The organism is Amycolatopsis sp. NPDC034160 (genome assembly GCF_055575355.1).
The window spans coordinates 17,649-29,937 of the sequence record NZ_JBVISU010000035.1; the positions used below are offsets into that span (position 1 = coordinate 17,649).

The window sequence follows — 12,289 nt, forward strand, 5'->3', positions numbered from 1 at the left end:
ACGAAACACCTGACACGCGCTAGACGCGGGCACCCCCGCGAGGGTTGCTTCGCCGGTGAAGATCAGTCCAAGTCGTCGTGGCGCATGAGCTGGCGGCCGGCCTCGGTGATCGACCCCGAGAGCGACGGGTACACCGAAAATGTCAGTGCCAGATGCTCCACTGTGAGCTGGTTCTGGACGGCGAGCGCGATGGGAAGGATGAGTTCGCTCGCCGTCGGCGCCACGACCACCCCACCGACGACCACGCCGGTGGCGGGGCGGCAGAACAGCTTCACGAAACCGCGCCGCAGGCCTTCCATCTTCGCGCGGGCGTTCGTCGCGAGCGGGAGCATGATGGTGCGGGCGGGCACCTCACCCGAGTCGATCGCCTGCTGGCTGATGCCGACGGTCGCGATCTCTGGGTGGGTGAACACGTTGGCGGCGACGGTCTTGAGCTTGATCGGCGCGACACCTTCGCCGAGCGCGTGCCACATCGCGATGCGGCCCTGCATGCTGGCCACCGAGGCGAGCATCAGCACGCCGGTGCAGTCGCCGGCGGCGTAGATGCCGGGCGCGCTGGTGCGGGAGACCCGGTCGACCCCGATGAATCCGCCGGGGCCCGGCTCGATGCCGACCTTCTCCAGGCCGATGTCGGCGGTGTTGGGCACGGAACCGACGGTCATCAGCGCGTGGCTGGCTTCGATCACGCGGCCGTCGGAGAGGTGGATCTCGACGCCCTTTTCGGTGCGCTCGACCTTGTCGGCGCGCGCGTGCTTGACGACCGTGGTGCCGCGCTGCGTGAAGACCTCTTCGAGGACGGCGGCGGCGTCGGCGTCCTCGTGCGGGAGCACGCGGTCGCGGCTGGACACGACGGTGACCTTGACGCCCATCTCGGTGTAGGCCGAGGCGAACTCGGCACCGGTGACCCCCGAGCCGATCACGGCCAGGTGCTCGGGCAGCTCGCGCAGGTCGTAGAGCTGACGCCAGTCGAGGATGCGCTCGCCGTCCGGCACCGCGCCGGGCAGCACACGCGGGGTGGCGCCGGTCGAGATGAGGACGACGTCGGCGTCGAGCACCTCGACGGAGCCGTCGGGGGCGGTGACGGCGACCTTGTGGGTGGCGAGGCCGGTCTCTTCGTCGTCGAAGCGGCCCTGGCCGATGACGACGCGGACACCCTCACGCTGCACCCGGGCGCGGATGTCGGCGGACTGCGCGAGCGCGAGTCCCTTGACGCGGCCGTGGACGGTCGGCAGGTCGACACTGGTGTCGGCCATGTCGGTGTTGATGCCCAGTTCACGAAGGTCGTGCATGTTCGCGAGAGCGCCGGAGGAGGCAATGAAGGTCTTCGACGGGACACAGTCGTAGAGAACACACGCGCCGCCGAGACCGTCGCGTTCGACGATCGTGACGTCGGCTCCGTGCTGGGCCGCGACCAGTGCCGCTTCGTAACCGGCGGGGCCTCCGCCCATGATCACGATCTTGGTCACTGGTCTCCTCCTCTTAGCGGTGTCTGTGACTGCGTTTACCGTACGCGGGCGACCGCTGGGCGGATTGAGTGGCCGGACACGGCATGTGCGTCCAGCCGGGTGACCGACGGGTCGCTAGGCTGTGGCCGTGCCGTTGTATGCCGCGTATGGATCCAATATGGAGCCCGCCCAGATGTTGGAGCGCGCTCCTCACTCGCCCATGGCCGGCACCGGCTGGCTAGAGGGCTGGAGACTGACCTTCGGTGGCGAGGACATCGGCTGGGAAGGCGCGCTGGCGACCATCGTCGAAGACCCCGGTTCCCGGGTCTTCGTGGTGCTGTACGACGTCACCCCGCTGGACGAGGACGGCCTCGACCGCTGGGAAGGCGGCGAGCTCGGCGTGCACACCAAGATCCGGCTGCGCGTGCAGACCATGGACGGGTCCGTGCTGCCGTGGCTGTACGTCCTGGACGCCTATGAAGGCGGCCTCCCGTCGGCCCGCTACCTCGGCGTTCTCGCCGACGCCGCCGAAGCCGCGGGCGCCCCGGCGGACTACGTCGAAGCGCTCCGCACGCGCCCTTGCCGGGGCATCACCGGCTGATCACGGGAGTCCCGTCTTCAAGCACGCGAGTTTCGCCTTCAAGCACGCGAGGCCCGACGCCGATCACGCGAGTCGCGCCGTACGTCGCTCGAACGCTCCACGCAGCTTCGCCAGCAACCGTCGTGGATCCCGCAGATCGGCCGCCGTCGCGCGGATCGTGATCCACCCGCGCGCCGCCATCCGGGCATCTCGCTCCGTGTCGTAGTCCTGTCTTCCCTCATGAGCGGCGTAGCCGTCGTACTCCAGGGCGATGCGCAGCTCAGGCCACGCCAGATCGAGTACGTACAGCTTCCGTCCATCGACGGTGCGAATCTCGTACTGGGCGACCGGTACGGGCAGCCCGGCCTCCACGACGATCAAGCGAAGGATGCTCTCCGACGGCGATTCGGCCTCGCCCGTGGCGAGCGCGAGCAGCATCTGTGCCCTGTGGATACCTCGCCGGTCGCGACGGTCGATGATGCGATCCCGGACGTTGGCGTGAAGGACTCCCCGGTGGTCCGGAGCGAGATTGTGCAGTGCCTCTTCGAGCGCGGCGAACGCCGTTCGCTTGTCGCCGTCGCAGAGGTGATCGGCCAGCGCGCGATCCAACGGGAACACCGGGAGTTCGTCGAGTTCGAGCACATCGGACGGGTGAAATTCCGCCCTGTGCACCACGAGCCCCGGCCTTGATCCGACCCGTCTCGAGTAGGGAACGGTCAAGTGGACAGTGGTTGCCTCAGCAGCCGAAATCCCATGTAGGGCAAGAGATGTGGCGCCGGAAAGCACTGCGGGCTGTCCGACCGCGAGCAGTGCCGCCTGCGCCAGGCTCGGCAACTGCAGCAGATCCGCCGCGTGGATCACCACGCCGCGCCAAGGCTGGGCCAGCACACCACGCGCCAGCCCTTCTTTGACGGCTCGCCGCCCCAAGATCTTGTCCGCCTCGCTACGCAAGACGGCCCCATGACGTCCTCCCCAGTTGATCACGCCTTCGAGAATCGAAGATCGATTCGGTCTTGGGAAGGGACTTTTTCAGAGCTGTGGATAACTTGGTCAGACTGTGGATAACTCTGTGCACGGGGCTTGCGTGCTTGGGGACGTAACTCGCGTGCTTGAGGGCGGTTCAGGCCAGGGTGGCCAACGCGGTGTGGACCAGCGTGCGGACACCGCACAGAAGCGCGCGCTCGTCCAAGGTGAAGGTCGGGCGGTGGATGTCGGCCATCGGGCCTTCACCGGGCCACACGCCGAGCCGCGCGAAGGCGCCCTGGACGTGCTCCAGGTACCACCCGAAGTCCTCGCCACCGGACGACTGCTGCGTCTCGGCCACCGCGCTCTCGCCCAGCGCGGCTTCGACACCGGCGCGCATCAGCGCGGTCGATTCCGCGTCGGAGACGACCGGCGGGACGCCGCGGCGGTAGTCGAGCGAGAAGCCGACACCGGTCGGCGCGAGCAGCGACTCCACCGAAGCCGCGACGAGCGGCTCCAGCATCGTCCAGACCTCGTGGTCCGCCGTCCGGAGCGTGCCGCGGAGCACGCCGTCCTGCGGGACGGCGTTCGCGGCCTGCCCGGCGTGCACCGCGCCCCAGACCAGCACGGTCCCGGAGCGCGGGTCGACGCGCCGCGACAGCACCGCGGGCAGCGACGTGATCACCGTGCCGAGCGCGTGCACCAGATCGGCGGTCAGATGCGGCCGCGAGGTGTGGCCACCCGGCGAGGTGAGCCGCAGTTCGATGATGTCCGCGGCCGACGTCAGCGCGCCTTCGCGCAGACCGACCTTGCCGACCTCGAGCCGCGGGTCGACGTGCAGCCCGTAGATCCGCTCGACGCCTTCCATCGCGCCCGCGGCGATCATGTCCAGCGCACCGCCGGGCATGACCTCCTCGGCCGGTTGGAAGATCAGCCGGATCCGGCCGGGCAGCTCCGGCGCGCCGGCCAGCGCCCGCGCCGCGCCCAGCAGGATCGCGGTGTGGGCGTCGTGCCCGCACATGTGCGCGGCGCCGTCGGTCTTGGAGGCGTACGGGAGCCCGGTGGCCTCGGTCAGCGGCAGGGCGTCCATGTCGGCGCGCAGCGCGACACAGCGGCCACCACCGGCGTCGTCGCTCCCGATGTCACAGACGACACCGGTGCCGCCGGGCAGCACCCAGGGCTTGAGCCCGACCGAGCGGAGCAGGGACATGACCATTTCGGTCGTGGCGAACTCGTGGCGGGAGAGCTCCGGGTGCGCGTGGATGTGCCGGCGCCACGCGAGGACGTCGGTGGCGTTCGCGCGGAGCCAGTCGTCGAGCCAGAAGGGGCCACGGCCGGCACCCAGATCATGCACAGGTGCCATGCTGACGCCGGTTTCGGAGATGAGCGCGGTGGGCGCCTCTATAGGGGCAACGACGCGACCCTCGGGGTCGCCTGGAATGTCCGGACGTGAATCGAGCACCGTCACGCCGCCCCTCCTCCCGCAACACAGTTGCCCTCGTCTACCACCGTAGGAGTGGTCGCTGAAGACACGCTGGGTGCCGTTCGATCTGTGATACGCATTTGCGATAGATCGTGCACCATGCAGATGACAAGCCGCTCGTCGAGTGATCGAGCCCTAGACGGCCGGTAGTGGATCTGCGTTGAACGGCTACGAGGAGTTCAGCCCGGACTAAGCGGAGAGCTCTACTACTTACCGGTAGCGGTTCAGGACTTCTTCTTCTTGGCACGGGTGCGGCGACCGAGGATCACGAGCCCCAGCAGCACCGCCGCGACGATGCCGGCGATGATCTTGTTCTTGGTCTCCTGGCTGTTGGCCTTGTCGGTCTCGGCGGGGTCGAGCACCGGGCCCGGCTGCGCCTGCGACGGCACCTCGTGCACCGCCGCCGCCTGCGTGATCACCGACGACGCGGCGGGGAGCGCCGTGACCGGCGCGGCCTGCGCGATCGGAGCGCAGAGGAGAGGCCCGGCGGCGATCAGCCCGGCCAGCTGTCCGAGGCGAGACCTTTTCGGCATGACTCCCTTTCGTCGGCACTCCACTCGTTGACAGAGTGCTCGTTGACAGAGTGCGAATCCGATTCTGCACTTTGCCGTGTTCCCGCGTCAGCCGCCACGCGGAGGACCGGAAAACGCCGCCAAGATCCGCTGGGCGGCCAGTGTCGGGGTCAGTTCACCGTCCCGGACCGCCCGTTCGACGTCCGGAACGACCGCTCGCACGTCCGGATGCGCGGCGAGGTTTCCGAGCAGCTGTTCCCGGACCATGGACCAGGTCCACTCCACCTGTTGCCGCCGTCGCCGTTCGGCCAGTTCGCCGGACGCGAGCAGGACGTCACGGTGACGGCCGATCTCGGCCCACACCTCGTCCAGCCCGACGTCGGTGAGCGCGCTGCACGTCAGTACCGGCGGGGTCCATGCGGCGTCGCGTCCGTAGATCATCCGCAGCGCCCCGGAGAGCTCGCGGGCCGCGCGCTTCGCTTCTCGTTCGTGGTCGCCGTCGGCCTTGTTGACCGCGATGACGTCGGCGAGTTCGAGGACGCCCTTCTTGATCCCCTGCAATTGGTCGCCGGTCCTGGCCAGCGTCAAGAAGAGGAAGCAGTCGACCATGTTCGCCACGGTCACCTCGGACTGCCCGACGCCGACGGTCTCGACCAGCACGATGTCGTATCCGGCCGCTTCCATCAGCACGATCGTTTCGCGGGTCGCCCTCGCGACACCGCCGAGCGTGCCCGAAGTCGGCGAAGGACGGATGAACGCCTTCGGGTCCACCGCGAGCCGCGCCATCCGGGTCTTGTCGCCCAGGATCGAACCGCCGGTCCGCGTCGACGACGGGTCGACGGCCAGGACGGCCACCTGGTGCCCGACCTGCGTGAGATCCGTGCCGAGCTGGTCGATGAAAGTCGACTTGCCGACACCGGGGACGCCGGTGATGCCGACGCGCCGAGCGCCGCCCGCGTGCGGGAGCAGCTCGACCAGCAGTTCCTGCGCTTGCGCCCGGTGGTCCTCGCGATTCGACTCGACGAGCGTGATCGCCCGCGAAAGCAGGCCGCGGTCACCCGCGAGGACACCCTTGGCCAGCGCCCCGACGTCGATCTTGCGCGGCAAGGTTCAGGACTCCTGTATCTCGGTCTGTGAACCCGCGTCCGCGATCGAGTCGCCAGGGCGCGGCCTGGGCGAACCTGTCACGTCGACCGAGAAGGGCGCCCTGCCACCGCGATAGCGGGGCCTTCGGCCGGGCGGGTTCACGCGTTGTGTCCGTTCCCCGGATCGATCTCAGCTCCGCCTACGGGCTCCTGCGCGGTCAGCTGTCCGATGAGGTCGATCGCCGCTTCGGCGATGACCGTGCCGGGACCGAAGATCGCCGCCGCGCCCGCCGCGCGCAGTTCCTCGTAGTCCTGCGGCGGGATGACGCCGCCGACCACGACGATGATGTCCTCACGGCCCTGTTCGGCGAGTTCGGCGCGCAGCGCCGGGACGAGCGAAAGGTGCCCGGCCGCCAGCGACGAAACGCCGATCACGTGCACGTCGGCCTCGATCGCCTGCCGGGCGACCTCGCCGGGGGTGGAGAACAGCGGGCCGACGTCGACGTCGAAACCGATGTCGGCGAAACCGGTCGCGATGACCTTCTGGCCGCGATCGTGGCCGTCCTGGCCCATCTTCGCGACCAGGATCCGGGGACGGCGGCCCTCCTCCTGAGCGAAACTCTCGACCAGTTCACGGGCCCTTTCGACGTTCTCGGTCTTGCCGACCTCCTCGCGGTACACACCCGAGATGGTACGAATCTGACCGGAGTGGCGTCCCCAGATCTTCTCCAGCGCGTCGGAGATCTCCCCGACCGTGGCCTTCGCCCTGGCGGCGTCGATGGCCAGCGCGAGCAGGTTGCCGTCGGCGTGGGCGCCGGCGGTGAGCCGCCGCAACGCGTCCTGGGTGGCGTCCTCGTCCCGCTCCTCACGCAACCGCCGCAGTTTCTCCAGCTGCTGCGCGCGCACGCCGGCGTTGTCGACCTTGAGCACGTCGATCTGCTCGTCGTCGGTCACCTGGTACTTGTTGACGCCGATCACCGGCTGGCGGCCGGAGTCGATCCGCGCCTGGGTGCGCGCGGCGGCCTCCTCGATGCGCAGCTTCGGGATGCCCGCGTCGATCGCCTTGGCCATCCCGCCCGCCTGCTCGACCTCGGTGATGTGACCCCAAGCCTTGCGGGCGAGGTCGTAGGTCAGCTTCTCGACGAACGCGCTGCCGCCCCACGGGTCGATGACGCGGGTGGTGCCGGATTCCTGCTGCAGCAGCAGCTGCGTGTTCCGCGCGATGCGGGCGGAAAAGTCCGTCGGCAGCGCGAGGGCCTCGTCGAGGGCGTTGGTGTGCAACGACTGCGTGTGTCCCTGGGTCGCCGCCATCGCCTCGACACAGGTGCGGACGACGTTGTTGTAGACGTCCTGCGCGGTCAGCGACCAGCCCGAGGTCTGCGAGTGTGTCCGCAGGCTCAGGGACTTCGACGACTTGGGCTCGAAGCCCTTCACGAGCTTCGCCCACAGGAGTCGTGCCGCGCGAAGCTTCGCGACCTCCATGAAGAAGTTCATCCCGATCGCCCAGAAGAAGGACAGGCGCGGTGCGAACTTGTCGACGTCGAGCCCGGCCTCGACACCGGCGCGGAGGTACTCGACGCCGTCCGCGAGCGTGTACGCCAGCTCCAGGTCGGCGGTCGCCCCGGCTTCCTGCATGTGGTAGCCGGAGATGGAGATCGAGTTGTACTTCGGCATGTTCCGCGAGGTGAACGAGAAGATGTCCGAAATGATCCGCATCGACGGCTGCGGCGGGTAGATGTAGGTGTTGCGGACCATGAACTCCTTGAGGATGTCGTTCTGGATGGTCCCGGCCAGCTTGTCCGGCGTGACACCCTGCTCCTCGGCCGCGACGACGTAGAGCGCGAGCACCGGCAGCACGGCGCCGTTCATGGTCATCGAGACGCTCATCTTGTCGAGCGGGATGCCGTCGAAGAGCTGGCGCATGTCGTAGATCGAGTCGATCGCGACGCCCGCCATGCCGACGTCACCGGCGACGCGGGGGTGGTCCGAGTCGTAGCCGCGGTGCGTCGCGAGGTCGAAGGCGACCGAAAGGCCCTTCTGCCCGGCGGCGAGGTTGCGGCGGTAGAAGGCGTTCGACTCCTCGGCGGTGGAGAAACCCGCGTACTGGCGGATGGTCCACGGCTGGTTGACGTACATCGTCGGATACGGGCCGCGCAGAAACGGCGCGATGCCGGGATACGTGCCGAGGAAGTCCACTCCGGACAGATCGTCGGCGGTGTAGACCGGTTTGACGCCGATGCCCTCCGGCGTCTCCCAGGCGAGCGCGTCGGGCCCCTTGCCGGTGGCGGCTTGGAGGGCTTCGGTCCACTGAGGACGGTCGGCGGGGTCGGGGGTGCCCAGGTCGACACCGGCGAAGTTCGGGATGGTCATCACTGCACTCCGAGCTCGTTCAAGGTGCCGGTCAGGACTTCGAGGGCGTCGCAGCCCGTGAAGAGATAGTCCGTGATGTCCGGGTGGTCGCCGGGTTTTCCGGCGAGAAGCACCGCTGTGGCGCCTGCTTCCTTCAACGCCTTCGCGACGCTGGCGGCTTCTTCCGCGTAGGAGGTGTCGCTCCCGCAGAGGCAGGCGATTTTCGTTCCACTGGCCCGGAATTCCGCGATGACATCCTCGGTCGCGCCGGGGTTGACGGCTTCGATCCCGCCCGCTTGGAAGAGGTTCGCCGCGAAACTCGCCCGCGCGGTGTGTGCCGCGACCGGGCCGAGGGTGGCGAGGAAGACGCGGGGACGGCTGGGGTGCGCGTCCGCGCGGTCGCGCAGGGCTTCGAAGGCTTCGGCGTACCGGTGCCGCGGCAGGCCGCCACCGGGCAGGTCACCGACCGGGTCGCGGACGACCGCCTTTTCCGTCAGGTTGGGGAATTCACTCACCCCGGTGATCGGGTCGCGCCGGGTCGCGAGCCGCTTCGACCGCTTCTCCCAGGTCTCCGCGAGCCGTCCGGCGAGTGAGCCGGAGGCCAGTTCGGCCTCGATCCCGCCCGCGGCTTCGATGGCGGTGAATTCGCGCCAGGCGGCCTTGGCCAGTTCGTCGGTGAGGTTCTCGACGTACCAGGAGCCACCGGCCGGGTCGATGACACCGGCCAGTTTGGCCTCTTCCAGCAGGACGGCGTGCGTGTTGCGCGCGATCCGCGCGGAGAACGCGTCCGGCTGACCGAGCGCGGCGTCGAACGGGAGCACGGTGATCGCGTCCGCGCCACCGACCCCGGCGGCGAAACAGGCGACCGTCGTGCGCAGCATGTTCACCCACGGGTCGCGCTGGGTCAGCATCGCGGGCGAGGTGACCGCGTGCTGCCGCATACCGGAAGCCTTGCCGCCGGAGACCTCGGTGACCCGGGCCCACAGCCGCCGCGCGGCGCGGAACTTGGCGATCGTGAGGAACTGGTCGGCCGTCGCGGCGAGCCGGAATTCGAGCTGTCCGGCCGCGGTGTCGACGTCCAAGCCCGCTTCGGTGAGCGCCCGCAGGTACGCGACGCCCGCCGCGATGGCCGCGCCGAGTTCCTGCGCGTCCGAACCGCCCGCCTCGTGGAACGGCAGGCCGTCGGCGACGATCGTCCGCACCTTCGGGTGACTGGTGGCGACTCGCGCCGCGAGCGCGGCGGCGGGAGCGAGCGGGCTCGCCGTACCGGTGCGCGCGGTCGACCCGATCGGGTCGGCGCCGAGGGCCGCGGTGACCGCGCTCGCCGGGATCTCGCGTTCGGCGAAGATCTCGAACAACGCGGTGGCCGCGGCTTCGTACTCTTCGCCCGCGTCGAGGGTGACAGGCGCGAGGTCGACGTAGACCTCGTTCAGCGCGTCGGCCAGCTCGGCGACGGGCACCCCGCCCGCGCCCGCGCGCAGCCAGATCGAGCTGACGCCGCCTTCGAGGTCGGCGAGGATGGCGGTGTTCGTGACCTTGGCGTCGCGGCGCGCGTACCGGGCACGGATGTCCCACCCCGTCGTCACCGAACCTTCGGGACGAGCGCTTCTCACGAACGGCGGAAGACCGGGGAAGCCGGTGCCCTCGACCGAGTCCTCGGCGGTGTACAGCGGCTGGATCTCCAGGCCGTCATACGTCCGGGTGACGAGCTTGCTTTCGGGCGGCCCGTCGAACGCCTCGTCGATCGCGCCGCTCTTGCGCAGCACCCCGGCGACGAGCTCTCGCCACTGCTCCCGGCTTGCTTCCGGGAACTCCGCGGCGAGCTTCAGCACCTCGGGCGCGTCGGGCTCGTCAGGGGTCCGCACTGACTCCGTCTCGGCCACTTCCGTCATAACCAACGATGCTAACGGCCCGCAACTACCCCTACCTGTGACGCTAGTCGCGCCAAGGGGTGGCCCATTCACTCCGACAGGGCACGGCGCATCAGGCCGCCACGGGGGCATACGACACAATTGGGGCCGTGCCGTCCGACACCACCGAGTCCAGCGAGAGCCCCGGCGAAGAGACGCGTGTCGTCGCCGGGCGATATCGGTTGCGCTCGGTCATCGGATCAGGGTCGATGGGCACGGTCTGGTCGGCCTACGACGAATTCCTGCACCGTCCGGTCGCGGTCAAGGAAGTGCGGCTCCCGCCCGGCGTCCCGGCTTCGCAGGCCGACGAACTACGGGAACGGACCCTGCGCGAGGCCCGCGCGATCGCCGTCCTGAGTCACCCCAACGTGATCATCCTGCACGACGTCGCACGCGAGAACGACGAACCGTTCGTGGTCATGGAGCTGCTGCCGTCGCGCAGCCTCGCGCACATCCTGCGCGACCACGGGCCGCTGACGGTCGAGCAGGCGGCGGCGGTCGGTATCGCGGTGGCGTCCGCGCTCGAAGCCGCGCACGCCGCCGGAATCACCCACCGTGACGTCAAACCGGGGAACGTCCTCGTCGCCGGCGACGGCCGCATCAAGCTCACCGACTTCGGGATCGCCCGCAACGTCTCCGAAGCCACCATGACCCGCACCGGGATGATGCTGGGCTCCCCCGCCTACATCGCGCCGGAAGTCGCCTCCGGCGGCGCGGTCGTCCCCGCCGCCGACCTGTGGGGCCTCGGTGCGACGCTGTTCGCCGCCGTCGAGGGCTCGCCGCCCTACGACGCCGACGGCGACCCGCTCGAAACCGTCGGGAAGGTCGTCAACGGGAAGGTGCCGAAGCCCGGCCCCGGTCCGCTGTCCGACGTCATCGGCGCGCTCATGAAGAAGGAGCCGTCGAAGCGGATCACGCTGCGCGAGGTGCGGCGCCGCCTGTACCCGTTGCAGGCCAAGACGCTGATCGACCTCTTCCCGGCCGAGCTGTTCCACACGCCCGACGGCAAGAAGACCACCGCGCATCTGGACGCGACCGACACCCAGGTGATCAAGACGGTCGCCCCCGAAAAGCCGTCGGAGGGCACGAGTTCCGAACTCGCCGCCGACCCCGGTCCACTGCCGTTCCTGCGCCCGTCCGAGCCCGCCGCGGAACCTCGCTCTCCGGAACCTCTCTCTCCGGAAACCGGCTCTCCCGACTTCTCTGCCGAACTGGCGCCGATGCCGACGGTCACGCCGGCGGCGCCGCGTCCGCCGGGCCGGTCGACGGCGGCCACGGTGGTACTGGCGATCGCGTCGATCGTCGTGTTCCTCTTGGCCGCGGGCGGCGGCTTCGTCCTCGCCAGGGCCGTCGGCGGCGAGGACCTGCGCCCGCCCGCCGCGCTGGAACAGGGCGACACGATCGTTCCCCAGCCGCCGCCGAAGCTGCTCACTCAGCAGGGTGACGCCAGCATCGTGAACGGCGTCAAAGGCGGCCGGTTCAGCATCGGCGTGCCGGAGGGCTGGAAGAAGTTCGTCGCACCGCACGTCACCAAAGGCCTGGCGAGCACGGTGGTCCAGTACGTCTCACCCGACGGCCGACAGGTCATCCGGGTCGAACGGCTCGGCGGATTCATGGCCGACGCCGAGGTTTGGGCTTACTTCAGCTGGCTGAAGTCGCAGCATCCGGAACTCTCGCTCGTCGGCCAGCCCGGCACCGTGCCCGGCCGGGGACCGGAGAGCATGCGGTACGTCTACCGGACGACCGAGCGCGCCGCCGTGGCGGCCAGGGACGCCACGAACGACACCATCAGGCGCACGACGTTCATGGACCTGTTCGGCGCGGGCACGGACCTGTGGATCTTGTCGGTGACCGCGCCGATCGAGCAGGAGTCGTCGGCGAAGACGGCGATCTTCGAGCCGGTGGCGCAGTCACTCACCGTCGACGGCTAGGCGCCTTGATCCGAGCCAGTGAGATCCGGGT

Annotated in this window: 9 protein-coding genes; 2 read left to right on the forward strand and 7 right to left on the reverse strand. The window is 69.4% G+C overall.

The features are described 5' to 3' along the window. Positions 1-62: 62 nt before the first annotated feature. Positions 63-1,466 (reverse strand): NAD(P)H-quinone dehydrogenase, encoded by a 1,404-nt coding sequence (locus ACZ54P_RS38910; protein ID WP_465466623.1) that lies wholly within the window; start codon positions 1,464-1,466, stop codon positions 63-65. 127 nt (positions 1,467-1,593) lie between these two features. On the opposite strand from ACZ54P_RS38910, the gene ACZ54P_RS38915 reads away from it, so the two are divergent. Next, positions 1,594-2,046 carry a gamma-glutamylcyclotransferase gene (locus ACZ54P_RS38915; protein WP_208616241.1) on the forward strand — a complete coding sequence of 151 codons (453 nt, stop codon included), beginning with the start codon at positions 1,594-1,596 and terminating at the stop codon, positions 2,044-2,046. A gap of 63 nt (positions 2,047-2,109) precedes the next feature. Here the strand turns inward: ACZ54P_RS38915 and ACZ54P_RS38920 are convergent, their stop codons facing one another. From ACZ54P_RS38920 to ACZ54P_RS38945, 6 genes are all read right to left on the reverse strand, one after another. After that, positions 2,110-2,952: a DUF559 domain-containing protein gene (locus ACZ54P_RS38920; RefSeq protein WP_465466659.1), complete on the reverse strand. Its 843-nt coding sequence runs from the start codon at positions 2,950-2,952 to the stop codon at positions 2,110-2,112. A gap of 193 nt (positions 2,953-3,145) precedes the next feature. Continuing rightward, positions 3,146-4,456 (reverse strand): amidohydrolase, encoded by a 1,311-nt coding sequence (locus ACZ54P_RS38925; protein ID WP_465466624.1) that lies wholly within the window; start codon positions 4,454-4,456, stop codon positions 3,146-3,148. A gap of 239 nt (positions 4,457-4,695) precedes the next feature. Beyond that, complete coding sequence (locus ACZ54P_RS38930) at positions 4,696-5,004, reverse strand: hypothetical protein (RefSeq protein ID WP_465466625.1); 309 nt, start codon at positions 5,002-5,004, stop codon at positions 4,696-4,698. An 87-nt stretch (positions 5,005-5,091) separates the two neighbouring features. Next, a complete protein-coding gene (gene meaB, locus ACZ54P_RS38935) occupies positions 5,092-6,090 on the reverse strand; it encodes a methylmalonyl Co-A mutase-associated GTPase MeaB (protein WP_465466626.1) in 999 nt (332 codons plus the stop codon). Positions 6,091-6,227: 137 nt separating this feature from the next. Continuing rightward, the gene (gene scpA, locus ACZ54P_RS38940; protein WP_465466627.1) at positions 6,228-8,438 is read right to left on the reverse strand and encodes a methylmalonyl-CoA mutase; all 2,211 of its coding nucleotides are present in this window, start codon (positions 8,436-8,438) and stop codon (positions 6,228-6,230) included. Continuing rightward, positions 8,438-10,309, reverse strand: a complete 1,872-nt coding sequence (locus tag ACZ54P_RS38945) for a methylmalonyl-CoA mutase family protein (RefSeq protein ID WP_465466628.1) — start codon at positions 10,307-10,309, stop codon at positions 8,438-8,440. Before ACZ54P_RS38945 ends, scpA begins: the two co-directional genes overlap by 1 nt. A 128-nt stretch (positions 10,310-10,437) precedes the next feature. On the opposite strand from ACZ54P_RS38945, the gene ACZ54P_RS38950 reads away from it, so the two are divergent. Continuing rightward, positions 10,438-12,258, forward strand: coding sequence for a protein kinase domain-containing protein (locus tag ACZ54P_RS38950; RefSeq protein WP_465466629.1), 1,821 nt, complete (start codon positions 10,438-10,440; stop codon positions 12,256-12,258). Positions 12,259-12,289: the final 31 nt, after the last annotated feature.